Here is a 26,196-nt window from a genome sequence, read left to right as displayed (position 1 = left end):
TGGCGCAAGTGTCACGCCCTTGCCCTGTGGTAGGCAAGGGCCAGAGCGCAGCTGTCAGCGTACGCTGATTGCGGGGGGCACTTCCTTCGGCCCCTTCCAGCTCAGCAATTGTTGGGTGTAGCCATAGCTGGCCGCTTGGTAGTAGGTGATTGCGCGTTGGATCAACGGATCATCACTGCCTACACGCAGCTCCTGGCTTTCACCCAGGGCTTGATCGTGGCGACGCAGGCCCTGGCGTGGGCTTAGAATGGCCAGGTCCTTGCCGTCAAACAGCCCCAGATACTGGTAGTTGCCGACCACCACGCGCGGTGGCAACGGGTTGTCCTGCAACAGGTTGCGGCCGAAGAAGGTCGACTCGTAGCTCAGGTTGATCAGGCCCAGCAAGGTCGGCGCAAGGTCGATCTGGCTGGCCAGTTGTGCGCTTTCCCGGGCTTCGATCAGCTTGGGGGCATAGATGAACAGCGGGATCTGGTAGTTGGTGATCGGCAAGTCTTCCTTGCCTGCACTGCCGGCGGTGTGGTCGGCGACGAACACGAAAATCGTGTTATCGAACCAGGGTTTCTGGCGTGCCGCGTCGAGGAACTCGCCAATAGCGTGGTCGGTGTATTTGACGGCGCCGTCACGGCCTTTACCGGACTTGATATCAATGCGCCCGTCCGGGTAGGTGTAGGGACGGTGGTTGGACGTGGTCATCAGTTGCAGCAGGAAAGGCTGCTGCTTGGCGTAGTCGGCATCCGCGAGTTTCAGGGTTTGCCGGTAGAGGTCTTCATCAGCCATGCCCCAGGCGTTCTTAAACGAAATTTCCGCTTCCGGCACACTGCTCTGGTCGACGACCCGATAACCGTTGCCGCTGAAAAACGCGTTCATATTGTCGAAGTAACCGCGCCCGCCGTAGACGAACACGCTGTCGTAACCGACGGCACCGAGTTGTTGGCCAAGGCTTGCGAAACCGCTTTCACGGCCAATGCGCTTGACGATCGAGCGGCCGGGCGTGGGTGGAATCGCCAAGGTGATCGCTTCCAGCCCACGGTCAGTGCGGGTGCCGGTGGCATAGAAGTTATTGAAGTACAGGCTTTGTTTACGCAGCGCATCGAGGTTGGGCGTCAGGTTGTTCTCATCGCCATTGCTGCCCATGTATTTGGCGCTGAAGCTTTCGATGGTCACCAGCACGATGTTGGGTTTACGCAATGTGCCTGGGTTGTCGATAGTGCGGCGGATATCCAGCGGGTCTGTGCCGATAAAGTGCGCATTGGGTTCACTGAGTTCTGCGCGCAACTGTTTGGCGACAACTTCGGTTGGCAGGCTTTTGTAGAACTGCGTGTAATCGAGTTCGTTATTGCGAAAGGCGGCAAAAAATTGGTAGGGGCCGTTGCTCGCCAATTCGTTCATGTAGGCATTGCCGCCTTGGGCACGCGGGCTGTTCTGGCTGATCAATTGCACACTCAGACCGGCAGCTACCAACAGGCACAGGGCATTCAGCAAGCGGCCGCGCATGGCAGGGAGCGGGGCGTTCATCGCCGCATTGAACGGCTTGCGCAGGGCAAGGCTCACGACTATCGCCAGCATCGCCAACAAACTGAGCAGCTTGCCGATCGGGTAGGACTCCAGCAGGTTGTTCAACACCTCCTTGGAATACACCAGGTAGTCGACGGCAATGAAGTTGAAGCGCACACCGAACTCATCCCAGAACAACCATTCAGCGACCGCAGTGAACAGCATGGCGAACACGCTGACGGTGAGCACCGCTTGCAGGAACCAGCGATGGCCGCGGCGGCGCCACAACGCGGGCGGGCACAGCAGCAGATACAGGCCCAGCGGCAAGGCGGCATACACCAGGAAGCTCAGGTCATAGAGCAAACCCACGCCAAACACCGGCAGCAAATTGCCACCGACTTCATCCAGATGGGTGATCAGCAGCACGCTGCGGGTCAGCAGGAAAATCACCAGCCAGGTGGCGGTGACGAGCAGCAGAAAGCGCATAGGCGCTGTTTTGAAAAACCCCATGTCCATATTCCTTATATCGATGGGCGCGATGTTCGACCTGACACTGTAATCAGTTTGTGAAGCTATAGTGAAAAACTTGTTGGAATATGTAATTGGTTGAAAACCTTTATCGACGTGACCTCAAGGTCTATCCCTGAGCCACACTTGGCCTTAAGCTGCGCGAGCCAACAAGGCCGTTACCGCGTACGGAGACACTGCCCATGCGAATTCTATTGGTTGAAGACAACCGCGATATTCTGGCCAACCTGGCCGATTACCTGGGGCTAAAAGGCTACACCGTGGACTGCGCGCAGGACGGTTTGTCGGGCCTGCACCTGGCCGCCACCGAGCATTACGACCTGATCGTGCTCGACATCATGCTGCCCGGTATCGATGGCTACACGCTGTGCAAACGTCTGCGTGAAGACGCCCGCCGCGATACGCCGGTGATCATGCTCACCGCCCGCGACCAATTGGATGACCGGCTGCAGGGCTTCAAGTCCGGCGCCGATGACTACCTGCTCAAACCCTTTGCCTTGTCCGAGCTGGCCGCGCGCATCGAAGCCGTTTTGCGCCGTGCCCAGGGCGGCGGGCGCCGTGCCCTGCAAGTCGGTGACTTGAGCTACGACCTTGATACCCTGGAAGTCACCCGCGAAGGGCGCCTGCTCAAGCTCAACCCGGTGGGATTGAAGTTGCTCGCGGTGTTGATGCAAAAAAGCCCGCACGTACTGCGCCGCGAAATCCTCGAAGAAGCCCTGTGGGGCGATGATTGCCCGGACAGCGACAGTCTGCGCAGCCACGTTCACCAATTGCGTCAGGTGATCGATAAGCCGTTCGCCAAGCCGTTGCTGCAAACGGTACACGGTGTGGGTTATCGCCTGGCCGAGGGCCGTGATGGAGTTTAAGCAAAGCCTTGCCCAGCGGATCATCATCGCCTTTGCCTTGATGAGTGCGTTGGTGGCGGGGGCCTTCGCCATGGGCATCATTGCGACCGTGCACCTGGTGGAAGAAAAACTGATTTCGGCCGGCCTGGGCGGCGACCTGCAGCGCCTGTTGCTGATGGACAGTGTCGAGGACTGGAGCCACCGGCCCGAGCCCGACCAGCTGTTTTACTTCAGCGGCGGCCCTGGGGATTTCGAGCTGCCCAAAGACCTTCGGCACCTGGAGCCGGGCTTTCACGAAGTATTCCGCGAATCGCTGTCGTACCACGCCATGGTTGAAGTGGTGGATGGCCGACGGTATGTGTTGCTGCAAGACCAAAGCGATTTCGAAGAGCGCGAGCGCGTGCTGTTTGCCGTGGTGCTGGTGGGCTTTGTGCTCAGCCTCGCACTGGCGGTTTTCCTTGGTTGGGTGCTGGCCCGCAAGGTGATGGCGCCGGTGGTGCGTCTGGCCCGCCAGGTGCGCCATCGTGACCAATTGCTTGGCTTGGCGCCGCCGCTGGCGCCGGACTACGCCGCCGATGAAGTCGGCGAGTTGGCCGTGGCGTTCGACGCCACCCTGGGCCGCCTGCGCGCGGCCTTGTCCCGTGAGCAGCTGTTCACCAGCGACGTCAGCCACGAACTGCGCACGCCGTTGATGGTACTGGCCAGTTCCTGCGAGCTGCTATTGGAAAACCCGGCTATTGACCCGCGTGGCCGCAACCAAGTGCTGCGAATCGCCCGTGCGTGCGAAGAAATGCGCGAGCTGGTGCAAACCTTCCTCATGCTGGCGCGTGCCAAACACGATGATGCCGCCATGTCGCCGCAGGTCAACGTCACGCAGGTGGCGGAGGACTTACTCGGCATCTGGCGAGGGCCTATCGAGCAAAAGGGCCTTGAGTTGATCTATAACCCGGGCAATCCCCTGGATACCCGCTACAACACCACCTTCTTGCACGCCGTGATGGGCAACTTGCTGCGCAACGCGTTGCACTACACCGAGCAGGGCTTTATCCGCCTCACGCTGGAACCGAGTGGCTTTATCGTCGAAGACTCTGGGGTGGGCATTCCCGAGGACAAGCGTGAAGCGATGTTCGAGCCCTTTGTGCGCGGCAGCGAGAAGCGCGGAGAAGGCCTCGGCCTGGGCTTGTCGCTGGTGCAACGCATCTGCGAGAGCCAGGGCTGGAGCGTCAGCCTTAGTACTATGGAGCCCAATGGCTGCCGTTTCCATGTCGAGTTGAGCCAGGTCAAACCCTGAGTACTTTCCCTGCCGCTATCCTGCGGCAGATACCCCGCTTTTCGGCGAAGATGGCCCCATGCCACTGCTTGTATCTGTAAAGTCTTGAAATGTATGGGGTTGGACAGGACAAGTTTTTCACAACGGGTTGACCTGTTGATCACAGTTTGCTGCTTAAGGTTGTAAGCATCAGCTACTGGAGATCCGTTGATGTCTACCCCAATCAAGCTCGATTTTTCCGAAAAGTACGACGATCAGCACGCGCAGAATTATTTGCTCAAGCATCAGGACAATCTGGCTCGCCGGCTGTCCCACAAACGCGACGAGCAATTGGCGCGCGGTGCGTTGGCCCTGGCGGGTGAGCCGGGCCTGGTGCTGGACCTGCCTTGCGGTGCCGGGCGGTTCTGGCCATTGTTGGCGGAGAAGCCCAACCGTGTGATTATCGGCGCTGACAATTCGGAGTCGATGTTGAAAGTTGCCACCGTCGCCCAGCCGGCGGAGGTGGTGAAGCGGGTACGGCCTTTGCAAACGTCTGCCTTTGATATCGATTTGCCCGATAACTCGGTCGACAGTATTTTTTGCATGCGCTTGATGCACCACATTGGTGATCCGGTGCACAGGCTGGCAATACTGAAAGAATTTCAGCGGGTTACCCGCGACAGCGTGATTATTTCGTTGTGGGTGGATGGCAATTTCAAGGCGTGGAAACGCAAGCGCGCCGAAGCCAAGCGTCGCAAGAAAGGTGAGCAGGAAGGTTACCAAAACCGGTTTGTGTTACCGGCTGCTACTGTCGAGGCAGAATTTGAGCAGGCCGGTTTCCGGGTCCAGGAATCCCTGGACTTCATGCCGCTCTACGCCATGTGGCGAGTCTATGTATTGCGTAAGAGGTAACAGGATGGCAGTTGAGTGCGTATCAGGCAGTCACGTAGCTCCCGAAGAACGATTTGATTTTTTCTGGCGTCAGCAGGGCGAGTGGGTCGAGGAACCCAACCGCCGACGCGGTGGTGAAAGCGGTGTGCAGCGGGTGGTCAGCCCAAATGGCCGCTTGCTCTACAGCAAGCGTCAGACCGGTCATATCTACCGCAGTTGGCTTCACCCGTTCGGACGACCGACCGTGTTGCGCGAACGTGACGCCCTCAAAGGCCTGCGTTCGCTGGATGTACGCGTACCGGAACTGGTGTTCTGCGGCGCACGCCGTGACCCCGAGCACCAATGGAAAGCCTTGTTGGTCACGGCGTCCCTGGACGGTTTCGACGAGATCGAAAACTGGTACGCCGCCGGCGGCCGTGAGCAGTACGGCGAGTTGCTCCATGAGCGCATGCTCAAGGAATTGGCGGGCACCCTGGCGCGCATGCACAAGGGCCGCTGGCAACATGGTTGCCTGTACATCAAGCACATTTTTGTACGAGTGACCGGCGAAGGCGACTCGGCCAACGTGGAAGTGGCGCTGCTGGATTTTGAAAAGTGCCGCCAGCGGTTGACCGCTTATCGGGCCGCTTCCCATGACATGCTGCAACTGCGTCGCCATTCGTCGTGGAACAGTACCGACTGGGAAAAACTCAGCTACTTTTACGAGACGGCGTTTGGCAGCGCTATCAAGGGCTTAACTAGATGAAGCTAGAAATAGCACGAGGTGTGTTCCTGGTCGGCGCGTTGGGCATTGCAGCCCTGGCGCTGGCTGTGTGGGAACAACCTCGCACACAGGTGCTCAGTGCGGCACAGGGTAGCGGGCAATGCCTGCTGCCACGTGTTGCCAAGACGAGTGTGGCGGCCAAGCCGGATCATGACTTGCTGTTGTTCATGTTCGGGATGTCCCAAGGGATGAGGCCGCAGAGTTGAAAGATTCCACCCCCCCCCGACAAAAGGGCCTTGCGATGCGAGGCCCTTTTTTTTCTCAAATTATCAGGTGCAAGTGGTTGTCCCAAAGCCCCGAGGGCAGCTCCAGCGGCTTGGCCACCAACTGCGGCTGGCGGCAATCGTAGAAGCGACAACGGCCCTGGCCTGAGGTGACGACAAAGCCATCCGTCACCGCACCTACACCGGCACAATCGGGCAACGGTCCGTCCAGGCGCAGCGCACCGCTGTCCATGTCCCAGATAAAAAACCTGTTACCCCGCGGCGCTGTGAGTGCGACCAGACGCAGTTCGCTGTGCACGGCGACGCTGGCGGTGTAATGCCCCATGGCTTGCAGTTGCTCATCGGCCACCGGGAACGCCACGAACGGCTGCCCTGGGCGCTTGATCGCGAGCAACTCGGAGCGCTCCTGGGACGGCCCCATGAACTGCTGCCCGGTGAGGATTGTGCCATCGCTGGCAATCCCCATATGCCGCACGCTGTTCATCTGTTGGTCCAGGGTTTCCTTGCTGATCAGGCTGCCGTCGCGGTGCATCAGCACCAGGCTCGGTTCCATGGCGTTGAGGTTCATCTCCACACGACTTTCGGCTTCGGTGCGAATGCCGCCGTTGGCCACCACCAGGGTTTCGCCGTCGGGCATCCATGACACTTGATGCGGGCCGATGCCATGGGTGGAGATTTCGCCACTGTGCACCAGCCGCTCGCCCTCGAACCTGTACACACCGAGCAGGCCACGGCCGGGGTCGGAGGTGTCGTTCTCGGTGGCGTACAGCCAGTCGCCGCTGTTGTGGATCACCGCGTGGCCATAGAAATGGCGATTGGCATTGGAGGTGATGGTTTGCAGCAGCGTGCCAGTACGCAGGTCGATCAGGTAACTCTCGGTGCCCGGGCGACGGGCGACGAACAGCGCAATCGGCAGTATCGGGTGGTTGATGATGTCATGGCAGCGCTGGCCGACCTGGGTGGCAAACACTTGCGTGCCGTCCAGGCGAAAACCCACGGCATAGTGCTTGCCGTCCGCATCATCGCGTGCCGACAGCAGCAGCGGTGCCTGCTTCTTTTGTTTGAACAGCGTCCAGCCACCCAAAGTGAGTGCACTGAGCAGCACACTGCCAACCGCCAAAGCCTGTCGCCTGAGCATCATCAGTCACCGTCGTTGGCGTTAAAGCCCAGTTGAATGCCCAGCGCCTTGGCCAAATCACCTTCGTGCAGGCGGTGGACCACGTTGAGGCTGTCATAGATGTCATTGAGCTGTTGGCGCCCGGCATCGTCGGCCAGCAATTCGTTGAGCGTGCGCTGGTTGCTGGCGAACAGCTTGAGCGAGGCTGCATAAGCGGCGTCGATCTTGTCGGCCAATGGCTTCTGCTCGGACGGCAGCAGGCCGCGCAGGCCCTTGTTGTCGACGCCGACCCACACGGTCTGCGCCGCCGCCAGGCTGGCTTGCAGGCTTTGCAGGGACGACTGGCTGCGCCAGGCATCGGCCTGGAAGGGTTGCGGGATGCCCTTGGTCTGGCGGCCCATCGGCGTGCCGAGTTTTTTCTTCAAGGTATCCAGTGCGGTGACTTGCACGCGCAGCAGGTCAGCGATGGCTTCGTGGGAATCGGCGTAGCGCTGGTTCGGGAACTTGGTCATCTGCGCGAGCATGCCATCGGTGCTGTTCCAGCTTGCCAGGATCTCTTCGGCCAGGGTTTTCTGACGCTCACCAATGGCCACCAGCAGTGGGCAGTAACGGGCTTTCTGGGCTTCGTCGGCGACGTCGGTCTTGGCGTCGTAGAGGATGTATTCGTAGGCCGACAGGCCTTGCACCACCACGCTGGACTTGGCCAGGGCCGCGCCGTCGATCTGCGGCTGGGCGCTGACCAGTTGTTCGACTTGTCGGCCCACAAGGTTTTTCTTGTCCGGCCAGAACTGCACTTGCCACGAACGGTTGCCCTCGGCCAGCGGGCCGATCAGCAGCGGCTGCAGCTCAGCCCAGGCTTTTTGCGCATGCAGGAAGTCGGCGCGGGCGGTCTCCAGGCTTTCCTTGCCCTGGCAGTAGGCGAGGGCGCTGACGGCCAGTTGGCGGTCGGCTTCAACCCAGCGGCTGTAGGTGGGCAGGATCACTTGCTTGGCGATGGCCGCCGAGGTCACCGCTTGCGGGTCCTGGGGCGAGCAGGCGCCGAGGGCGAGGGCGGCAAGGCTGGTGAATAGCAACTTGGGACGGAACATGTCGAGCTCCCTACTGTAATTGTGGCAATGCTTATAAAGAGTTCAGGAACGCCATCAACGCAGCACGCTGCTCGGCATTAAAGGACAACACATGCTGCTGCGCCGCTTGTGCTTCACCGCCATGCCAGAGCACGGCTTCGAGCAGGTTACGGGCGCGGCCATCATGCAAAAACTGGGTGTGACCACTTACGGCCTGCGTCAGGCCAATGCCCCACAACGGCGGCGTACGCCAGTCGCGGCCGCCGGCCTTGAACTCGCTGCGGTGGTCGGCCAGGCCTTCGCCCATGTCGTGCAACAGCAGGTCGCTGTAAGGGCGAATCACCTGGTTGGCCAATTCAGGTTCGGCGGCTGTGGCCGCCGTGGTGAACGTCGGCTTATGGCAACCCTGGCAACCGGCCTGGTAGAACAGGTTTTTGCCGGCGAGCACCTGCGGCGTGTTGACGCCGCGGCGTGCCGGCACGGCGAGGTTGCGGGTGTAGAACAGCACCAGGCGCAGGATGTTATCGCTGACTTCCGGCTCGCCCTCGGGGCCATTGCCATTGGGCGCCTGTTTGCAGGCGACTTGGGCGTCGGTGCAGTCATCAAAGGGTCTCAGGGACGTGGTGAGGCCCATATCACCAGAAAACGCGTGAACATTTTGTTGATTGAGGTTGGGTTGCCCGGCTTTCCAGCCAAAACGCCCGAGTACGGTTTGGTGCTGCGCGTCATCCCAGACCCAATTGGCGCGACCGACGAGGGCTTCCTTGTCGGCGGTTTTCGCGTCGGTGTTGCGCAGAATGTCGGCATCGCTGATGGCTTCGAGCAGGCCCAGGCCGATCATCGGCGGCGCAATCCGCGCCGAGAAAAGTGTTTCGGGGTGCATCGGGCCGTAGCCCAACTGGGTGATTTGCAGGTTTGGCTTGCGCAACTCGACCACACTGCCGTCCTTGAAGGTCACGTTGACGGGCGTGTAGTCGACCCGCACTTTGCCTTCAGGTGCCACGCCCGGCACGGCCATGTCCTGCAGTTGCCCACCGTAAACCGGTTCAGGCACCACACCGATCTGCTCGATGAGCCGGGCATCGACAGGTGCAGCCGGAATCGACAGGCGCACCAGCATCGACACCGCATTCGGCGCGTCGGGCAGCGGCGGATGGCCACGGCCGTCCTTGATGTGGCAGTTCTGGCAAGCATTGGTGTTGAACAACGGGCCCAGACCGTCACGCGCGGTGGTGGTGGACGGCGCAATCACCCAGGGGCTGCGAAAGAAGCTGTTGCCGACGCTGAAATCCAGGCGACGGGTGGGCGCCAGGTTGGCCGAAGGCAGGGAAAACGCGTTCTGGTCGCGCTTGTTCACCGTCGTCGCGCCGCCCGCTCGTGATTCACCCGGCTCTGCCTTGGTAAACCTGGGGGCGTCGTCGCAGGCGGTCAGGCTCAAGGCCATCAATGCTGCGCACAGACGAAGAGGCGAACGGACCATCGGGTTTCCTGCGACTAAGGCGAAAAAGAGGGTCGCAAAGTCTAACAGGGCAGGGCGGATTGAATAAGAGCAATTATCGTTTGGTGGTATTTGATTCATTCCCGCTAGAATGACCGCACATTTTTTCTGGAGGTGGCCAATGCAGGCTCTCGACGCTTTGCTCAACCGTGTTTCCGTGCCGCGTTTGCTGGAGCCGGCGCCGACCCAGGAGCAGCGCGATGTGCTGTTCGCCGCCGCCATGCGCGCGCCCGACCATGGTCAACTGCGCCCATGGCGCTTTCTCACCGTAGAAGGCGCCGCCCGTGAGCAGATGGGCACGCTGCTGGCCGAAGCCGCACGCCTGCAGGACGCCGACGCGCCGCAAGCCGCTATCGACAAGGCCCAGAACGGCCCGCTGCGTGCGCCGTTGGTGGTGGTGGTGATTGCGCGTCTGCAAGAGCACTTTAAAGTGCCTAAATCCGAGCAACTGCTGGCGGCTGCGTGTGCGGCACACGGTATTTTGCTGGCGGCTTATGCGCAGGGGATCGGGGCGGTGTGGCGCACCGGTGAGTTGTCGTACTCGGCCCATGTGGCTAAAGGCTTGGGGCTGACGGCGGATGAGGAAGTGATTGGCTTCCTCTATTTGGGCACGCCGCAGAACCCGCCGCGTACAGCGGCTAAAGAAGATTTAGCGGCGTTTGTTCAGGCCTGGACCGGCGTCTAATTGTGGGAGCTGGCTTGCCTGCGATAATGGCCTGTCAGTCATGGATGTACTGACTGACCCACCGCCATCGCAGGCAAGCCAGCTCCCACAGCGGATCTTCATTGTTTTGAAGATCGGGTTTATACCTTGAACTGATCCATTAACTTCATCTGCTGGGTTGCCAGCGCATTCAGTTGGCTGCTGATGGCCGCTGACTCGGTGGCCTGGCCGGTGAGGGTTTCGGTCACGGTGCGGATCGCCGAAACGTTGCGGTTGACCTCTTCGGCCACGGCGCTCTGTTGTTCGGCGGCGCTGGCGATCTGCAGGTTCATGTCGCTGATCACTGTTACCGCGTCACTGATCTTGCCCAGCGCCTGCACCGCTTGATGGATCTGCCCGGCATTGCTCTGGGCCTGGTGCTGGCTGGAATGCATGGTCGCCACCACGCCACGGGTGCCGCTCTGGATGCGCTCGATCACCAGGCGAATTTCCTCTACTGAGTCCTGGGTACGTTTGGCCAGGTTGCGCACCTCGTCGGCCACTACCGCAAACCCACGCCCGCTTTCCCCTGCGCGTGCGGCTTCGATGGCGGCGTTCAGCGCCAGCAGGTTGGTTTGCTCGGCAATGCTGCGGATCACTTCGAGCACCGAACCAATCTGCTCGCTGTTGACCGCCAACGCTTCCACTTCGGTCACGGCCTTGCTGACTTCTTCGGCCAGGGTAGTGATGTCGCGGGTGCTCTGCTCGATGATCGACATGCCGTCGCGCGCCGATTGGTCCGCGCCACGGGCGGCGCTGGCAGCGTTGGAGGCGCTGTTGGCCACATCATGGGCGGTGGCGCTCATTTCATTGGAGGCAGTGGCCACCTGATCGATTTCGCGGAACTGCACCTGCATGCCTTCGCTGGTCTGGCGGGCAATGGCTGAGGACTGGTCCGCCGTGCCACGCGCTTCAGTGATGCTCTGCTTGATCTGCGCAATGGTCGGTTGCAGCTTGTCGAGGAAGCGGTTGAACCAGTTTGCCAACTCGCCCAGTTCGTCCTTCTTGGCGTAGGTCAGGCGCTGCGTGAGGTCGCCTTCGCCGCTGGCGATGTTCTTGAGCATGGCCGCAACGGTGTTGATCGGGCGGGTCACGCCGGTGGCGGTCAACCAGATCAGCAGCAGGCCGAGCAGGGCCGCGGCGGCGCCGACCAGCAAGGCTTTGAGCGTGCCCGAGGCTTGGGCTTTGTCGAGCACGTCTTGCAGTTTCAAGGTGTCGGCCAGCATCACGTTCTTGGGCAGTTTGATCACAACGCCCCAGGCCTTGGCGTCGGCAATCGGCTTGACCGGGTACACGGCGCGGATCGTGTCATCTTGCTCACGGATCGTGCGTGTATCGTTGGCCAGCAGTTGCACGATTTCCTTGCCTTCCGCGCCGATGGTGTCGATCAGGTTTTTGCCGACTTTGTCCGGCTGGCCGCTGTAGGCCGCAATCAAACCGGTGCTGGACAGAATCTCCAGGTGCGCCGCGCCGTCGAACAGTTCTTTTTGCGCCGCGTCCGTCATCGCCTGCAGCGTATTGAGCGCCAGGTCGATACCGACCACACCAATGACTTTGCCGTCTACGATCAGCGGCAGCGAAATAGTGGTCATCAGCACCTGCTTGCCGGCCACTTCATCGGAATACGGGTCGAGCAGGCACACCGAGCGCGTGTCTCGTGGGCAGGTGTACCAGATGTTGTAGGGCGTGCCGCTGAGGTTGAGAGTCGTTTTGGTCAGGTCATCCTCGACCATCACGGTGTTCAGGCCTTCGCCGCCAGCGCGGCTCCAGTAGCTGGAGAAACGGCCTTTTTCATTGGAGACGCGGGTTTTGTCGTTGACGAAGTCGCTGTCTTTGCCATCCAGGCCATTGGGTTCGAATGACAGCCAGATGCCCAGTACCTTGCTGTTGCGCTCAAAGGCGGTTTTGACACTCTGGTTGAGCTCTTCTCGCAATGCGCCGGGCTCCAGCGCTCGTTTGTTGGCGAGGGCACGCAGGTCTTTGACGTGATCGGCCAGCGCGGTGACCACCACGAGGTTTTCGCCAAAGGTTTTCTGTAACTGCACTGCTTGTTCGGCGGCCTTGGCTTGCAGCAGGTGTTGAACGCTTTGGGTGAGCATTCGCGAGCTTGAATCGCTGATCAAATGGTCATTCTGACCGGTCTCGTACAGGTTGATACTGATGATCAGCGCTATCACCCCCAGCAGACAAAGGCCGGACAACAGCACGATTTTCAAGCGGATGGAGAGGGTGTCGAACATAGGTTCACTCGCGATTGGACTCGTTGAAAGGCAAGCAGGGCGAGCCAAGTCCATTCGGCGCTATGTCCGGAACATCGGCGTAACGGGATGTTTCATGAGGGAAAGGCGATGAGCGGTAGGAAAAGGACTACGCGCTGCGTTATACGGGGGCTGCAAGCCGTTCCGGGCGTGACCAGATCCACAGGTTGCCCAGGCTCATGCCGGCAATCGCCAGGTAGATCGGCCAGCCGTGATCGAGCATCACCAACATCAACACGGCGCACAGCAGCATGCTCACGGTGGCGCTGACTTTGGCGCGGCGCGCGATGATCTTGCCATTGCGCCAGTTGAACAGAATCGGTCCGAACAGCCGGTGGTTTTCCAGCCAGGCGCTCAGGCGCGGCGAGCTTTTAGTCGCCGCCCAGGCGGCCAGCAGGATGAATTCGGTGGTGGGCAAACCCGGTATGACAATCGCCACCAACCCAATGCCCAGGCTGACGTAGGCCAGCAGGCCGAAGAGCAGTTGGGCGATTTTTGAGGTGGATTGGGTTTTGCCGGTCATGCTGAAGTTTATCTGTTGAGGGGTTACACATTATTCGAACTGAAATCCGCTCAAATGTGGGAGCTGGCTTGTGTGGGAGCTGGCTTGCCTGCGATAGCATCGACTCGGTCTGACAGGTAGGCCGAGGTGACCGCATCGCAGGCAAGCCAGCTCCCACACAAGCCAGCGCCCATCGTGGCCTGTTACGCCAGTTCAGGGGCGCTAGCGTACGCCTGTTCCAGCAGCACGGTGAAGCGCACAAACGCATCGATTGCACCTTTCTCCACCGCCGCTTCTTCTTCGGCGCTGAACGCCAGGCCGTCGAGGGTGCGGGTGAAGCGCTTCCAGCCTTCAGCGCGGCCACCGGCCGGCTCGCCCAAGTGACGGGCACCGAAGGTTTCGCTCAGGCCCAGGCCCACGGCGCGCTTGATCAAGAATGCAGCGCCCAGCTTGGAGCCTTCGGACACGAACAACCAGCCGAGGGCTTCGGCTTTGCTCGGGTTTTTCACGGCGCCGGCAACCGGTGCTGGCACGTCGGTTTCCAGGTCGGCCAGGTCTAGTTTGGCGGCGTCGGCGCGGCAGCGCTCAGCCAGGTCCGGGACGATCTTGATCAGCTCGGGGTCGTTGTACAGCGCCACCAGTTCCGACTGGAACAGGTACTGCGCCACTACAAAACGGGCGAAGTTGGCTGGGGTTTCAAACGGCGCGTGGGCTTTGACCAGCGCGTCGAGCTTGGTGTGTGGCGCGTGGGTGATCTGGTTCAGGCGCTGGGAGCGCAGGCTTGGGCGTTCTGCGGTAGGAGAAGCGGTCATCGAAAAAATCCTTGAGAAGGGGCGCGCCTGGGTGCTCTAAAGAGAGCTGTTATCAACTAGACGAACAAGAAGACGCGGCACAGTAAAAAAACCTCACCTCGCTGCTGATAAAGGGCGGCAAGGTGAGGGCGGCTGTCAGATGTCCCAGATCAGGTTGATCGCGAAGTTGCGACCCGGCTGGGTCAGGCGGTCGAGGTTGGCCGGTGCGGTCACGCCGGCTTCGCCGACGCCGTCGTAGCTGCGCACGTCATCCCAGTTCCAGTACTTCTTGTCGGTGAGGTTGTAGAGGCCGCCGTTGATGGTCACGTCGTTGGTGACTTTGTAGAAACCGGTGAGGTCGACGATGCCAAAGCCTGGGGTCTTGAACGGAGCGCTGGTGCTGCCATCCGGCGCGTGGAAGGTGGTGCTGTCGACACGGTTCTGTTTTTTCACCAGCGTCCAGCTGACCAGCGCGCCGTATTGCTCTTGCTCGTAGCCCAGGCCGAATACGCCTTTAAGCGGGTTGACGCTGTTGAGCGGCTCGCCGTTGTCGTCGTTGCGGCCGTAGGTGTAGCCCACCGAACCTTGGGTGTAGAGGCCTTGTGGCGCTCCGAACGCATCGAGGTTCAGGCGGCCTTTGGCCTCAACCCCCTTGATGGTGGCGTGCTTGATGTTGTTGGCTTCGAAAGTTTGGATGTCGCCGCCGGCGACCGAGGCGTCTTCGTCGATAAAGTCGCGGTACTTGTTGTAGAACACCGCGATGTCGAAGGAGCCCTCATCGAACTGGCCGCGAATTCCGGTCTCGATACCCTTGCTGGTTTCCGGCTTGAGGTTCGGGTTTGGCTCGACGGTGTAGCCCAGGTTGAGGTTTTCAAAGCGGCCATACAGCGCCTTGGCCGACGGGGTGCGGAAGCCCTCGGCGTACTGGCCGAACCAGGTGTACTGATCGGTTAGCGCGTAGGTCAGGCCGAATTTTGGCGTGACGCGGTGCCAGGTTTTTTCTTTGTCGCTGACCGGGTAGGCGCCGGTCGGGTTGACGGTGTTGAGGAATTCCTGGGTCAGCTTGGGCTTGAGCCGGGTGTAGTCGTAACGTACGGCGGGCAGGAAGGTCCATTTGTCCCAGCTGATCTGGTCCTGGGCGAACAGCGAGTAAGTGTTGATGGTCGGGTCCGGGAAGTCGCTGGACTTTTTCACGCTGTCGCCGGCAGACGGGCTGGGCGCGCCGATCGCCGTGCAACCTGAGCCGACGGCGAGGCAGTAGGCCGAGCCTTCGCGCGAGCCGCTGACTTTCTGCTGCTTGAGGGTGGTGCCGTAAGTCACTTGGTGATCGGTTTCACCGAGGCTGAACGCCTTGTCCAGCTGTGCGTCGAAGACCCACTGTTTCTCTTCGTACAGGGTGTCGCGGGTGCGCATGACGCGGCGCGATGGCTGGTAGATTTCAGCGGTGCTCTGGTCAGTCTTGGCGATCTGGTAGTTGAGGCTGGTCTTGATCTGATCGGCTATCGGCGAGTCGAGGGCAAAGCGGTTTTCGATGCCGAAGCGTTCACGGGTGATGGTGTCGTTACCCGAACGCCCACGGTAGAAATTGAAGCCACGCCCGCCGACGAAGGGGCCGCCCACGGCGTTCTTCAGATTGACATCGCGATCATCCTTGAACTTCTCATAGGTCAATCCCAGCCGATTGTCATCGCCATAATTCCAACCCATTTTCGCCAGGATATTGGTGGTGCGCGCATCTTCCGGGTTAGCGCCGGTACGGGCCAGGCCGGTGGCGTTGTTGCCGTCGTAGGACTCCATTTCATGGCCATTGCGCTGGCTCAGGTGCAGCAAACCGTCGAAGTCCTGCACGCGGCCGGCGACGGTGCCGGAGGTCAGCCAGCTGTCGTCGGCGGAGCTGTAGCCGGTTTTGAGGCGGGCGCCGACGTCCTGGCCGGGCTTGATGATATCGTCCGGGTCGAGGGTGAAGTAGCTCACCGCGCCGCCGATGGCGCTGCTGCCGTACAGGGCCGAGGCTGGGCCGCGCAGGATCTCGACGCGCTTGACGATTTCCGGGTCGACATAGTTACGGCGGGTTTTGGCGTACGGGCCGTTGAAGAAGTTGTCCGGCACTTCCACGCCGTCCACTTGAGTGAGGATGCGGTCGCCGTCGATGCCGCGAATGTTGTAGCCGGCGTTGCTGGCGCGGGTGCCTGCGCCGCCGACCGACACGTTGGGCTCGTAACGCACCAGTTCACGGATGGTGTTCACGTTCTGGCGGTCCAGCTCCTCACGCGCATGCACAGTAACGGTGCTTGGCACGCTGTTGACGTCCTGCTCACTGCGGGTGGCGCTGATGGTCACCTGTTGCAGGTTGAGCGTGCTGCCGGCCGGGCGCTTTTCCAGCACGATGTTGTTATTGCCCAGTTTGCGGTAGCTCAGGTTGGTGCCCAGCAACAACCGGTCCAGGGCTTTTTCCGGCGAGAGTGCGCCGCGCACGCCGGGGGACGACACACCCTGGCCAAGCTCTGCCGGCAGGCCGACTTGCCAGCCGGTCACGCTGGTAAAGGCATTCAACGCCGACACCAAGGGCTGCTGTTCAATACTGAAACTGTAATTGCCGTGGCTGCGCGCGGCCGGTTCGGCGGCAGTGGCGGCCATCACCGGCGCGCTGGCCAGCAGGATGGCGGCGGTGAGCAAGGACAGAACGGGCGAAGAGGACCGGCGGTTGAAACGAGAGGACATCGAGAGCGCTCCGGGGATACGAATCTTATAGTTGCGAGCTGATCAAATAGGAATCAGTTGCATTGGCTATAACGAGACGAACCGCCGGTTACTATCGAGTAAAAATAATTCTCATTTAGTTCAAGATGACCAGCGCCGGGTACTCCGAGAGCTTGGCCGAGGTGATGTGCGCCAGGGAGCGCACCACATCCAGCGGTTGGTCGAGGCGGTAATTGCCGGTGACGGCCACGCTTGCGAGCTTGTCGTTGGTGTTGACGATCCAGCCGGGGTAATAGCGGCGCAACTCGGCGAGCACTTCGCTCATCGGGCAGTTTTCGAATACCAGGCGGCCCTGGACCCACGCCAAGTCTTTACTCGCATCCAGTTTGGCCGGTTGGCCGAAGCCTTTGGGGCCGATGCGGATACTCTCTCCGGCGCTCAAGCGCACGCGGGCATCGTCAAAGGTGTTGCTCAAGTCCACATCGCCGCGCTGCACCTGCACCTGGGCTTCGCCATTGAGGTAGCGCACGGCGAAGTCGGTGTCGCGCACGCTGGCGCGCACGGGGCCGGCGTCAATCTCCAGCGGCAGGCCACGGCTGGGCGCCACCTCAAAGAAAGCTTCGCCCTGGAACAGTCGGGCGACGCGCTGGTGGTCCTTGATGCTGCTGGAAAACGCCGAATTGGTGTTCAGTAACACTTTGGAGCCGTCATCCAATTGCAGGCGCTGGCGTTCACCGACCACAGTGAGGTGATCGGCCTGCAGTCGCACGGGCAGGTTGCTGAAGCTGAACAGACCGATCAGCAGCACAGCGGCGGTGGCCAGGGGTTTCCAATGCGGCTTGATACGCCGCCACGCGCTGGGTTTGCGCGGCACTGCCAAGGCCACGGCGGCGCTGTGAACCGGCGCGCCGCCCCAGGCGGCCTGGGCCTTGCTGAAGGCGAGCAGGTGCGCCGGGTCGCTGGCAAGCCAGGCATCAAACTCGGCTTGCTGCCCGGGTTGCGGGCATTGCAAGGCAATCAGCCAATCGAGGGCTTGGTCCATGGCCGCGTCTTGCAGCACCTCATGAGCCAGCTCATGGGGGCGCAGCTTATTCGGGTCCGTCACGGTGTTCCTCGGGTCTTCGCCACGTTCTATTCATCGTTCCTACAGCCTGGGTCGACACCTCTGTCGGGTGAAGCTTAAGGCTGATCCAGCCGTTCGGCCACTCCTACACAGATAGCCATGATCAATTTCAGTTCCTTTTGCACCGTGCTCAAGGACACTTGCAACTGATCGGCAATCTCCTGGTAGCTGCAACCGTGCAGGCGGCTGAGGATGAAAATCTGCTGTTGGCGGGTACTCAGCTGGCCGAGGCTGACGCTCAGGTGTTCGAGCAATTGCTCGGCCTGGGTGGCGTCCTCGGGCGTGCTGATCGGCGCGGCGACGCTCTGCAGTACGTCCAGCGGCACATCTTCTTGCAGTGTGCGGGCCTGGATGCGGCGCGAGCGCAGATGGTCCAGCGCCAGGTTGCGCGCGGTTTGATAGACGAAGGGTTCAAGGTGATCGATCGGCCGCTCGCTGAGCGCCCGCGTGACGCGCAGGTAGGTTTCCTGCAACAGGTCTTCGGCGGTGCTGTGGTTATTCACCATCCGCTGCAGAGTGCGTAGCAGAATCACCCGTTGGGTGAGAAAGACTTGGTTGAAGCGAGATTGGCTCACAGTGATACCAGACCGGTTTGCAGTTAATGATAATGCTTATCATCAACTAAAATGGCAAGTGGCACTTTGAGATGCTGCGTCGACTCCTGTGGGAGCTGGCTTGTGTGGGAGCTGGCTTGCCTGCGATGCAGGCGCCCTGGTCTTTCAGACAGACCGCGGTGATGCTATCGCAGGCAAGCCAGCTCCCACACAAGCCAGTCCACACAATGGAACAACCGGGTCGGTTTACTCGGCGTTGCAGAGCGCCAGGCAGTTATCCAGCATACGGTTGGAGAAGCCCCATTCGTTGTCATACCACGCCAGCACTTTGAGCAACTTGCCACTGACCTTGGTGTGATTGGCATCGAAAATCGACGACAGCGGGTTATGGTTAAAGTCGCTCGAAACCAGCGGCAGGGTGTTGTAGCCGAGGATTTTCGAATGCTGGCTGGCTTCTTTCAGCAGTGCGTTGACTTGCTCGGCCGTGGCTTCTTTTTTCAGCGTCACGGTGAGGTCCACCAGCGACACGTTGATCACCGGCACACGCACGGCCATGCCGGTCAGCTTGCCTGCCAGTTCCGGCAGTACCAGGCCGACCGCTTCAGCGGCGCCGGTCTTGCTCGGGATCATGTTCTGGGTGGCCGAACGCGCGCGGTACGGGTCGGTGTGGTACACGTCGGTCAGGTTCTGGTCATTGGTGTAAGCGTGAATGGTGGTCATCAGGCCGCTTTCGATGCCCAGCTCGCGATGCAGCACCTGAGCCACAGGTGCCAGGCAGTTGGTGGTGCACGACGCGTTGGAGATGATCTGGTGCGATTGACGCAAAATGTCATGGTTTACCCCGTAAACCACGGTGGCGTCAGCGCCTTTGGCCGGGGCCGAGATGATTACCTTGCGCGCACCGGCGGTAATATGGGCGGCAGCCTTGTCGCGGTCGGTGAACAGACCGGTGCATTCGAATACCACGTCGATCTTGTGCGCAGCCCACGGCAGGTCGGCCGGGTTGCGAATGGCACTGACGGCAATCCGGTCACCATTGACGGTCAGGCTTTCCTGATCGTGGGCGACCTCTGCGTCGAAAGTGCCATGCACGGTGTCGTATTTGAGCAGGTGGGCATTGATCGAGCTGTCGCCCAGATCATTGATGGCGACGATCTGCAAATCCTGGCGGTAGCCTTGGGTATACAGTGCGCGCAGGACATTACGGCCGATACGGCCAAAACCATTGATTGCGATACGAAGAGTCATTGGAAAGTGCCTGTCGTCGATTTGTTGTAAGAATTACAAGATTATTCGCATAAAAATAGAAAACAAGCCTTTTTAGTGGCAATATTTTGTTCAATCTACAACGAGTGACCTGAATCAACTGGTCCGATGATTCAAACGACACCCTGCCATCCCATGAGCTGCGGGCGTTTGATCAGCATAGACTCTCAGGTCGCCACATCCGTTAGCCTGGAGTTCTATACATGCATCCCCGCGTTCTTGAGGTCACCGAACGGCTTATCGCCCGCAGTCGTGCAACCCGCGAGGCTTACCTTGCGCTCATTCGTGGCGCGGCCAGCGACGGCCCGATGCGCGGCAAGCTGCAATGCGCCAACTTTGCCCACGGCGTGGCGGGTTGCGGCACTGAAGATAAAAATAGTCTGCGCATGATGAATGCCGCCAACGTGGCAATTGTTTCGTCATATAACGACATGCTCTCGGCGCACCAGCCGTACGAACATTTCCCGGAACAGATCAAGAAAGCCCTGCGCGAAGTCGGCTCGGTCGGCCAGTTCGCCGGTGGCACGCCCGCCATGTGCGACGGCGTGACCCAAGGCGAGCCTGGCATGGAGCTAAGCTTGCTCAGCCGCGAAGTCATCGCCATGTCGACGGCGGTAGCGCTGTCCCACAACATGTTCGATGCCGCGCTGATGCTGGGCATCTGCGACAAGATTGTGCCGGGGCTGATGATGGGTGCGCTGCGCTACGGCCACCTGCCGATGATCTTCGTGCCGGGCGGCCCTATGCCGTCGGGCATCTCCAACAAGCAGAAAGCCGACGTGCGCCAGCGTTATGCCGAAGGCAAGGCTACCCGTGAGGAACTGCTGGAATCGGAGATGAAGTCCTACCACAGCCCCGGCACCTGCACCTTCTACGGCACCGCCAACACCAACCAGTTGCTGATGGAAGTGATGGGCCTGCACCTGCCGGGCGCTTCGTTCGTCAACCCGTACACGCCGCTGCGTGACGCGCTGACCCGTGAGGCCGCGCACCAGGTCACGCGCCTGACCAAAGCCAGTGGCGACTTCACGCCGATTGGCGAGATCGTCGACGAGAAGTCCATCGTCAACTCCATCGTCGCCCTAAACGCTACCGGCGGTTCTACCAACCACACCCTGCACATGCCGGCTATCGCCATGTCGGCGGGCATCATCCTCACCTGGCAGGACATGGCCGACCTCTCCGAGGTGGTGCCGACCCTGTCCCACGTGTATCCAAACGGCAAGGCCGACATCAACCACTTCCAGGCAGCGGGCGGCATGTCGTTCCTGATCCGCGAACTGCTCGAAGCCGGCTTGCTCCATGAGGATGTGAACACCGTGGCGGGCAAGGGCTTGAGCCGTTACACCCAGGAACCGTTCCTGGTCGACGGCGAGCTGATCTGGCGCGACGGCCCGATCGAAAGCCTCGACGAAACCATCCTGCGCCCCGTAGCCCGTGCGTTCTCGCCCGAGGGCGGCTTGCGCGTGATGGAAGGCAACCTCGGGCGTGGTGTGATGAAGGTTTCGGCCGTGGCGCCGGAGCATCAGATAGTCGAAGCACCGGCCGTGGTGTTCCAGGATCAGCAGGATCTGGCCGATGCATTCAAGGCCGGCCAGCTGGAAAAAGACTTTGTCGCGGTGATGCGCTTCCAGGGGCCGCGCTCCAACGGTATGCCGGAACTGCACAAGATGACACCGTTCCTCGGTGTGTTGCAGGACCGTGGCTTCAAAGTTGCGTTGGTAACAGACGGGCGTATGTCTGGCGCGTCGGGTAAGATCCCCGCCGCGATTCACGTCAACCCCGAAGCCCAGAGCGGCGGGCCGCTGGCGCGGGTCAAGGATGGCGATATCATTCGCGTCGATGGCGTAAAGGGCACCCTGGAGCTTAAGGTGAACGCCGAAGAATTTGCAGCGCGCACGCCTGCCACGGGCCTGTTGGGCAACAACGTGGGGGCCGGTCGCGAGCTGTTTGCATTTATGCGCTTGGCCGCAAGCTCCGCAGAGCAGGGCGCCAGCGCCTTTACCTCTGCCTTGGAGACGCTTAAGTGAAGCTTGCGCTGGTCGGTGACATTGGTGGTACCAACGCCCGTTTTGCGTTGTGGCGGGATCAGGAACTGCATTCGATCCGCGTGCATGCCACGGCGGACCACCACAGCCCTGAGGAGGCCATCAAGGTTTACCTCAAGGAGGAAGGCCTGGAAATCGGGGACATCGGCGCGGTGTGCCTGTCGGTCGCCGGGCCGGTGAGTGGCGATGAATTTAAATTCACCAACAATCACTGGCGGCTGAGTAAAACTGCGTTTTGCAAAACCCTGCAGGTTGATGAACTGCTGCTGGTCAATGACTTCACGGCCATGGCCCTGGGCATGACGCGGCTCAAACCCGATGAGTTTCGCGTGGTGTGCCAAGGCACGCCGGAACCCTTGCGCCCAGCCGTGGTGATCGGCCCGGGCACTGGCCTGGGTGTGGGCACCTTGCTGGACTTGGGCGAAGGCCGTTATGCGGCGCTGCCGGGGGAGGGCGGCCATGTCGACCTGCCGCTGAGCAGCCCGCGCGAAACCCAGTTGTGGCAGCACATTCACAGCGAGATCGGGCATGTGAGCGCCGAGACCGCGCTGAGCGGCGGCGGCCTGCCCCGTGTGTACCGCGCCATTTGTGCGGTCGACGGGCACACGCCGGTGCTGGACACGCCCGAAGCCATCACGGCAGCGGGCCTGGCCGGCGACCCGGTGGCCATGGAAGTGTTGAACCAGTTCAGCATCTGGCTGGGCCGTGTGGCCGGTAACAACGTGCTGACCACCGGTGGGCGTGGTGGTGTGTACATCGTGGGCGGGGTGATTCCGAGGTTTGCCGACTTCTTTATCAACAGCGGTTTTGCCAAGAGTTTCAGCGACAAGGGCTGCATGAGCGACTACTTCAAAGGCATTCCTGTGTGGTTGGTGACGGCGCCGTATTCCGGGTTGACCGGGGCCGGTGTTGCGCTTGAACAGGCTTTTGCGTAGGGGCTGATGGCCTCATCGCAGGCAAGCCAGCTCCCACAGTTGACCGGGTTCCAACCTTGGAATGCAGTCAACTGTGGGAGCTGGCTTGCCTGCGATAGGGCCTCAAACGCAACAAATGATTTAAGCTTGGCCATAACAACAAGGAGGACCCCGTGAGCGTAATCAGTAAATCGATTCTCCTCGTCGACGACGACCAGGAAATCCGCGAATTGCTGCAGACCTACCTCAGTCGCGCCGGCTTCCAGGTACGTGGCGTACCGGATGGCGCGGGGTTCCGCCAGGCGATGAACGAGGCGCCGTGCGACCTGGTCATCCTCGATGTGATGTTGCCGGACGAAGACGGTTTCAGCCTTTGCCGCTGGATTCGCCAGCACCCGCGCCAGGCGCAGGTGCCGATCATCATGCTGACCGCCAGTTCCGACGAAGCCGACCGTGTGATCGGCCTGGAGCTGGGGGCCGACGACTACATCGGCAAACCCTTCAGCCCGCGCGAGCTGCAAGCGCGGATCAAAGCCTTGTTGCGTCGCGCCCAGTTTGGCCAGGAGCGCACGGGTGGCGGCGACGTTCTGGTGTTCGATGAGTGGCGCCTGGACATGATCAGTCATCGCCTGTTTCACGTGGACGGCGAAGAGGTAATCCTCTCCGGCGCCGACTTTGCCTTGCTCAAGCTGTTTCTTGATCACCCCCAACAGATTCTCGACCGCGACACCATTGGCAACGCCACCCGTGGCCGCGACCTGATGCCGTTGGACCGTATCGTCGACATGGCCGTCAGCCGCCTGCGCCAACGCCTGCGCGATACCGAAAAACCTCCAAGGCTGATCCGCACCGTGCGTGGCAGCGGTTATCAACTGGCAGCCAGCGTGGTTGCCGGCAATGCCCACTGAGCCGCTGACCGAGCGCCGCCGGCGTTTTCCGGTGCCGCGTTCGCTGCTTGGGCGCATGTTGCTGCTGACCTTGCTTGTGGTGCTGTTTGCCCAGGCGCTGTCCAGCGTGATCTGGGTTTCGCAACTGCGCGCCACCCAGCTCGAAGGCCTGGTGACCAGCGCGCGCAGCCTGGCGCATTCGATGACGGCCAGCGTGAGTTACTTCCGCTCGCTGCCGGTTGCCTACCGCCCGTTGGTGCTCGACCAACTGCGCAGCATGGGCGGCACGCGGTTTGTGGTGACCCTCAACGACCGCCCATTGGACATGCAGATTCTGCCGCAGACCCCGCGCAAGCAGGCGGTGCTGCAAGCCGTGGACGAGGTGCTGCGCCAGACCCTGGGCAGCGACGTGCATATCTCGGTGGAGTTCGTCAGCGCCGAGGACCTGCGTATTTTCAACGCGGGCCTCAAACTCGATGAACTGCCGCGTTCCTGGGCGCATTACGCGCTGACCCTGGAGCCGGTGAACCCGCCGGTGCTGGTCACGCAAATCCAGCTGGCACCCGGCGAATGGCTGTACATCGCCTCGCTGCTGCCCGAGCCCTACACCAGTTTGGAAGAACAAGGCCTGCCGTCGCAGCAAGTGTGGTTTATCGTGCTGACCAGCGGTTTCCTGTTGCTGTTTATCGGCCTGCTGGTGCACTGGCAAAGCCGGCCGCTCAAGCGCCTGGCCCGTGCAGCGCGGGACATGTCCCTGGGCGCCGATGTGGAACCGGTGGCCGAAGGCGGTGGCAGCGAAGTGGTGGAAGTGGGCCGTGCGTTTAACGCCATGCGCGAGCGCATCAGCCGTTACCTCACCGAGCGCAGCCAACTGTTCAGCGCGATTTCCCACGATTTGCGCACGCCGATCACGCGTCTGCGCTTGCGCGTGGAGTTGCTGGAAGACGAAAACCTGCAAGCCAAATTCGGTCGCGACCTGGATGAGTTGGAGTTGCTGGTCAAGGGGGCGCTGCAATGCGTCAAAGACACCGACATCCACGAGAACATCGAGCCGGTCGACCTTAACCACGTGCTTGATTGCCTGGTGGAACCGTACCTGGCGCCGAACGGTAACGGCCGTATCACCCAGCACGGACGGGCGTTGACCCCTTATCCGGGCAAACCGCTGGCGCTCAAGCGCTGCATCGGCAACCTGATCGACAATGCCTTGAAGTACGGGCAGAACGCGCATTTGCATATCGAGGACGATGGCGTGGAGTTCATCCTGCATGTGGATGACGAAGGCCCGGGCGTGCCGGAGCAGCGTTTGGAACAGGTCTTCGAACCGCACTTTCGCCTGGCCGGCCAACAGCAAGGGTATGGCTTGGGCCTGGGCATCGCGCGCAACATTGCCCACAGCCATGGCGGTGAAGTGAGCTTGCAGAATTTGCGCGAAGGCGGGTTGCGGGTGACCTTACAGTTGCCCCGAACCCTGGACTAATGTGGGAGCTGGCTTGCCTGCGATGCAGGCACCCTGTTCTTTCAGTCAGACCGCGGTGATGCTATCGCAGGCAAGCCAGCTCCCACACAAGCCCGCTCCCACATTTTGATCCCGGTTGAGTCAGATACTTTGGCGCAGCCGGGCCAAATCCCGCAGCGGCGGTGCCCCGAACAACCGGCTGTATTCCCGGCTGAACTGCGACGGGCTCTCATACCCTACCCGATACCCCGCTGCCGACGCCTCCAGCCCTTCGGCAATCATCAATCGCCGCGCCTCCTGCAACCGTAACTGCTTCTGGTATTGCAGCGGACTCATCGCCGTAATCGCCTTGAAGCGATGGTGCAAGGTCGAAACACTGAGGTTCACTTCCCTGGCCAGGTCATCAATGCGCAGCGGTTGTTCGAAGTTACCGTTCAACCATTTGATGGCCTGACTCACGCGATGGCTCTGACTGTTGGCCACGGCGATTTCATACAGTCGATAACCCTGCGGGCCACGTAACAACCGATAGAGAATCTCGCGGTTGATGAGTGGCGCGAGCATGGCGATGTCTTTCGGTGTGTCCAGCAGGCGCGCCAGGCGCAACACGGCGTCGAGCAGTTGGTTGTCGATGCGGTCAACGTACATGCCACGCGATGTCGGCCTGGAGGGCACGCCCATCGGGCCTGCCTCGGCGATCAATGCGGTGAGCTGGGCCGGGTCGATATTGATGCGCACCGACAGGTTGGGGTCTTGCGGTGTGGCGTCGATGATCCGCCCGGCGACCGGCATCGCCACCGAAAACACCAGATAATTGAGCGGGTCGTAGGCAAAGATCTCGTCGGCCAGGCGCACTTCCTTGCTGCCGCTGGCCAGAATGCACAGGGCGGGTTCCACCAGCACCGGCATGAAATCGCGCGGGGTGTTGTGGCGGTTCAGATACAGCGAGGTAATTGCCGTGCCGTAGGAGCCATCTTCCCAGGTATGACGGTGAACAATGCTGGCCAGCTCGGCGCGTTGTTTTTCCATCTCGGCATCGAGGGGCATTGGCTTGGTTTCGGGCGACGACATGGGGCGTCCTCTACTGACTGCTTTGATGGGCCCAGCTTAGCGGCGGCTTTTCAAAAGGTGTTACTTCGATTCTGCACAATCCTTGCCTGATCCTGCGATAAGGCGTGAATCAGGCAAGTGCAGGGCCTGTCATGTGCCTGAAACACTGAGTATGCGGTTGGAATAAATCCCTGGGGCCAGACGTCTTATCTACGCTTCTCGCAGGATTGTGCAATAAGCCTGCAGGAATCGACTAACTGCGCCC

The 26,196-nt window shown here is 60.9% G+C and carries 22 protein-coding genes; 10 read left to right on the top strand and 12 right to left on the bottom strand.

What is annotated here, in order from left to right; genetic code table 11:
- Nucleotides 1-54: 54 nt before the first annotated feature.
- Nucleotides 55-2,004, bottom strand: a complete 1,950-nt coding sequence (locus HBO41_RS03990) for an LTA synthase family protein (RefSeq protein WP_099549364.1) — start codon at nucleotides 2,002-2,004, stop codon at nucleotides 55-57.
- Between the two features lie 200 nt (nucleotides 2,005-2,204).
- On the opposite strand from HBO41_RS03990, the gene colR reads away from it, so the two are divergent.
- The 5 genes from colR to HBO41_RS03965 all read left to right on the top strand — a co-directional run bounded on the left by colR (nucleotide 2,205) and on the right by HBO41_RS03965 (nucleotide 5,976).
- Nucleotides 2,205-2,888, top strand: coding sequence for a two-component system response regulator ColR (colR, locus tag HBO41_RS03985; RefSeq protein WP_003175870.1), 684 nt, complete (start codon nucleotides 2,205-2,207; stop codon nucleotides 2,886-2,888).
- Nucleotides 2,878-4,158 (top strand): HAMP domain-containing sensor histidine kinase, encoded by a 1,281-nt coding sequence (locus HBO41_RS03980; protein WP_017139753.1) that lies wholly within the window; start codon nucleotides 2,878-2,880, stop codon nucleotides 4,156-4,158. Before colR ends, HBO41_RS03980 begins: the two co-directional genes overlap by 11 nt.
- A 189-nt stretch (nucleotides 4,159-4,347) precedes the next feature.
- Nucleotides 4,348-5,028: a class I SAM-dependent methyltransferase gene (locus tag HBO41_RS03975; protein ID WP_169985184.1), complete on the top strand. Its 681-nt coding sequence runs from the start codon at nucleotides 4,348-4,350 to the stop codon at nucleotides 5,026-5,028.
- Between the two features lie 4 nt (nucleotides 5,029-5,032).
- Complete coding sequence (locus HBO41_RS03970) at nucleotides 5,033-5,752, top strand: lipopolysaccharide kinase InaA family protein (RefSeq protein ID WP_017139755.1); 720 nt, start codon at nucleotides 5,033-5,035, stop codon at nucleotides 5,750-5,752.
- The gene (locus HBO41_RS03965; protein ID WP_017139756.1) at nucleotides 5,749-5,976 is read left to right on the top strand and encodes a hypothetical protein; all 228 of its coding nucleotides are present in this window, start codon (nucleotides 5,749-5,751) and stop codon (nucleotides 5,974-5,976) included. Before HBO41_RS03970 ends, HBO41_RS03965 begins: the two co-directional genes overlap by 4 nt.
- A gap of 55 nt (nucleotides 5,977-6,031) precedes the next feature.
- Here the strand turns inward: HBO41_RS03965 and HBO41_RS03960 are convergent, their stop codons facing one another.
- From HBO41_RS03960 to HBO41_RS03950, 3 genes are read right to left on the bottom strand one after another with little or no spacing between them, the layout of a single operon-like run.
- Nucleotides 6,032-7,132 carry a DUF1513 domain-containing protein gene (locus tag HBO41_RS03960; RefSeq protein ID WP_099549365.1) on the bottom strand — a complete coding sequence of 367 codons (1,101 nt, stop codon included), beginning with the start codon at nucleotides 7,130-7,132 and terminating at the stop codon, nucleotides 6,032-6,034.
- 2 nt (nucleotides 7,133-7,134) lie between these two features.
- The gene (locus tag HBO41_RS03955; protein ID WP_017139758.1) at nucleotides 7,135-8,199 is read right to left on the bottom strand and encodes an imelysin family protein; all 1,065 of its coding nucleotides are present in this window, start codon (nucleotides 8,197-8,199) and stop codon (nucleotides 7,135-7,137) included.
- A 31-nt stretch (nucleotides 8,200-8,230) separates the two neighbouring features.
- Nucleotides 8,231-9,658 carry a di-heme oxidoredictase family protein gene (locus HBO41_RS03950; RefSeq protein ID WP_169985181.1) on the bottom strand — a complete coding sequence of 476 codons (1,428 nt, stop codon included), beginning with the start codon at nucleotides 9,656-9,658 and terminating at the stop codon, nucleotides 8,231-8,233.
- 139 nt (nucleotides 9,659-9,797) lie between these two features.
- On the opposite strand from HBO41_RS03950, the gene HBO41_RS03945 reads away from it, so the two are divergent.
- Nucleotides 9,798-10,361 carry an NAD(P)H nitroreductase gene (locus tag HBO41_RS03945; RefSeq protein ID WP_017139760.1) on the top strand — a complete coding sequence of 188 codons (564 nt, stop codon included), beginning with the start codon at nucleotides 9,798-9,800 and terminating at the stop codon, nucleotides 10,359-10,361.
- A gap of 119 nt (nucleotides 10,362-10,480) precedes the next feature.
- Here HBO41_RS03945 and HBO41_RS03940 read toward each other — a convergent pair whose 3' ends face one another.
- The 7 genes from HBO41_RS03940 to gap form a co-directional block, all read right to left on the bottom strand.
- A complete protein-coding gene (locus tag HBO41_RS03940; protein WP_169985179.1) occupies nucleotides 10,481-12,619 on the bottom strand; it encodes a methyl-accepting chemotaxis protein in 2,139 nt (712 codons plus the stop codon).
- Between the two features lie 139 nt (nucleotides 12,620-12,758).
- Nucleotides 12,759-13,160: a YbaN family protein gene (locus HBO41_RS03935; RefSeq protein ID WP_017139762.1), complete on the bottom strand. Its 402-nt coding sequence runs from the start codon at nucleotides 13,158-13,160 to the stop codon at nucleotides 12,759-12,761.
- 182 nt (nucleotides 13,161-13,342) lie between these two features.
- Nucleotides 13,343-13,951: a biliverdin-producing heme oxygenase gene (locus HBO41_RS03930; protein WP_017139763.1), complete on the bottom strand. Its 609-nt coding sequence runs from the start codon at nucleotides 13,949-13,951 to the stop codon at nucleotides 13,343-13,345.
- A 135-nt stretch (nucleotides 13,952-14,086) separates the two neighbouring features.
- The gene (locus HBO41_RS03925) at nucleotides 14,087-16,651 is read right to left on the bottom strand and encodes a TonB-dependent receptor (RefSeq protein WP_169985177.1); all 2,565 of its coding nucleotides are present in this window, start codon (nucleotides 16,649-16,651) and stop codon (nucleotides 14,087-14,089) included.
- Between the two features lie 115 nt (nucleotides 16,652-16,766).
- Nucleotides 16,767-17,735, bottom strand: coding sequence for a FecR domain-containing protein (locus HBO41_RS03920; protein WP_169985175.1), 969 nt, complete (start codon nucleotides 17,733-17,735; stop codon nucleotides 16,767-16,769).
- A 74-nt stretch (nucleotides 17,736-17,809) separates the two neighbouring features.
- Nucleotides 17,810-18,328: a sigma-70 family RNA polymerase sigma factor gene (locus tag HBO41_RS03915; RefSeq protein ID WP_017139766.1), complete on the bottom strand. Its 519-nt coding sequence runs from the start codon at nucleotides 18,326-18,328 to the stop codon at nucleotides 17,810-17,812.
- Nucleotides 18,329-18,553: 225 nt separating this feature from the next.
- Nucleotides 18,554-19,555: a type I glyceraldehyde-3-phosphate dehydrogenase gene (gap, locus tag HBO41_RS03910; protein WP_017139767.1), complete on the bottom strand. Its 1,002-nt coding sequence runs from the start codon at nucleotides 19,553-19,555 to the stop codon at nucleotides 18,554-18,556.
- A gap of 221 nt (nucleotides 19,556-19,776) precedes the next feature.
- On the opposite strand from gap, the gene edd reads away from it, so the two are divergent.
- The 4 genes from edd (at nucleotide 19,777) to HBO41_RS03890 (ending at nucleotide 24,902) form a co-directional block, all read left to right on the top strand.
- Nucleotides 19,777-21,603: a phosphogluconate dehydratase gene (edd, locus tag HBO41_RS03905; RefSeq protein WP_017139768.1), complete on the top strand. Its 1,827-nt coding sequence runs from the start codon at nucleotides 19,777-19,779 to the stop codon at nucleotides 21,601-21,603.
- The gene (locus HBO41_RS03900) at nucleotides 21,600-22,556 is read left to right on the top strand and encodes a glucokinase (RefSeq protein ID WP_099485537.1); all 957 of its coding nucleotides are present in this window, start codon (nucleotides 21,600-21,602) and stop codon (nucleotides 22,554-22,556) included. Before edd ends, HBO41_RS03900 begins: the two co-directional genes overlap by 4 nt.
- A gap of 152 nt (nucleotides 22,557-22,708) precedes the next feature.
- Nucleotides 22,709-23,443: a response regulator gene (locus tag HBO41_RS03895; protein WP_017139770.1), complete on the top strand. Its 735-nt coding sequence runs from the start codon at nucleotides 22,709-22,711 to the stop codon at nucleotides 23,441-23,443.
- Between the two features lie 31 nt (nucleotides 23,444-23,474).
- Nucleotides 23,475-24,902 (top strand): ATP-binding protein, encoded by a 1,428-nt coding sequence (locus HBO41_RS03890; protein ID WP_198431518.1) that lies wholly within the window; start codon nucleotides 23,475-23,477, stop codon nucleotides 24,900-24,902.
- A gap of 120 nt (nucleotides 24,903-25,022) precedes the next feature.
- Here HBO41_RS03890 and HBO41_RS03885 read toward each other — a convergent pair whose 3' ends face one another.
- Nucleotides 25,023-25,952: an AraC family transcriptional regulator gene (locus tag HBO41_RS03885; RefSeq protein ID WP_017139772.1), complete on the bottom strand. Its 930-nt coding sequence runs from the start codon at nucleotides 25,950-25,952 to the stop codon at nucleotides 25,023-25,025.
- Nucleotides 25,953-26,196 lie beyond the last annotated feature (244 nt).

This window comes from Pseudomonas sp. WS 5146, from assembly GCF_012985495.1.
Classification (GTDB): domain Bacteria; phylum Pseudomonadota; class Gammaproteobacteria; order Pseudomonadales; family Pseudomonadaceae; genus Aquipseudomonas; species Aquipseudomonas edaphica.
Note: the sequence above shows the minus strand (reverse complement) of the source record. Positions and strands in the feature narration are given on the sequence as shown.

What these genes read in the sequence shown, in the direction of transcription:
- HBO41_RS03990 (WP_099549364.1), bottom strand. Translation starts at nt 2,004, where the DNA reads ATGGGGTTTTTCAAAACAGCGCCTATGCGCTTTCTGCTGCTCGTCACC.
- colR (WP_003175870.1), top strand. Translation starts at nt 2,205, where the DNA reads ATGCGAATTCTATTGGTTGAAGACAACCGCGATATTCTGGCCAACCTG.
- HBO41_RS03980 (WP_017139753.1), top strand. Translation starts at nt 2,878, where the DNA reads ATGGAGTTTAAGCAAAGCCTTGCCCAGCGGATCATCATCGCCTTTGCC.
- HBO41_RS03975 (WP_169985184.1), top strand. Translation starts at nt 4,348, where the DNA reads ATGTCTACCCCAATCAAGCTCGATTTTTCCGAAAAGTACGACGATCAG.
- HBO41_RS03970 (WP_017139755.1), top strand. Translation starts at nt 5,033, where the DNA reads ATGGCAGTTGAGTGCGTATCAGGCAGTCACGTAGCTCCCGAAGAACGA.
- HBO41_RS03965 (WP_017139756.1), top strand. Translation starts at nt 5,749, where the DNA reads ATGAAGCTAGAAATAGCACGAGGTGTGTTCCTGGTCGGCGCGTTGGGC.
- HBO41_RS03960 (WP_099549365.1), bottom strand. Translation starts at nt 7,132, where the DNA reads ATGCTCAGGCGACAGGCTTTGGCGGTTGGCAGTGTGCTGCTCAGTGCA.
- HBO41_RS03955 (WP_017139758.1), bottom strand. Translation starts at nt 8,199, where the DNA reads ATGTTCCGTCCCAAGTTGCTATTCACCAGCCTTGCCGCCCTCGCCCTC.
- HBO41_RS03950 (WP_169985181.1), bottom strand. Translation starts at nt 9,658, where the DNA reads ATGGTCCGTTCGCCTCTTCGTCTGTGCGCAGCATTGATGGCCTTGAGC.
- HBO41_RS03945 (WP_017139760.1), top strand. Translation starts at nt 9,798, where the DNA reads ATGCAGGCTCTCGACGCTTTGCTCAACCGTGTTTCCGTGCCGCGTTTG.
- HBO41_RS03940 (WP_169985179.1), bottom strand. Translation starts at nt 12,619, where the DNA reads ATGTTCGACACCCTCTCCATCCGCTTGAAAATCGTGCTGTTGTCCGGC.
- HBO41_RS03935 (WP_017139762.1), bottom strand. Translation starts at nt 13,160, where the DNA reads ATGACCGGCAAAACCCAATCCACCTCAAAAATCGCCCAACTGCTCTTC.
- HBO41_RS03930 (WP_017139763.1), bottom strand. Translation starts at nt 13,951, where the DNA reads ATGACCGCTTCTCCTACCGCAGAACGCCCAAGCCTGCGCTCCCAGCGC.
- HBO41_RS03925 (WP_169985177.1), bottom strand. Translation starts at nt 16,651, where the DNA reads ATGTCCTCTCGTTTCAACCGCCGGTCCTCTTCGCCCGTTCTGTCCTTG.
- gap (WP_017139767.1), bottom strand. Translation starts at nt 19,555, where the DNA reads ATGACTCTTCGTATCGCAATCAATGGTTTTGGCCGTATCGGCCGTAAT.
- edd (WP_017139768.1), top strand. Translation starts at nt 19,777, where the DNA reads ATGCATCCCCGCGTTCTTGAGGTCACCGAACGGCTTATCGCCCGCAGT.
- HBO41_RS03885 (WP_017139772.1), bottom strand. Translation starts at nt 25,952, where the DNA reads ATGTCGTCGCCCGAAACCAAGCCAATGCCCCTCGATGCCGAGATGGAA.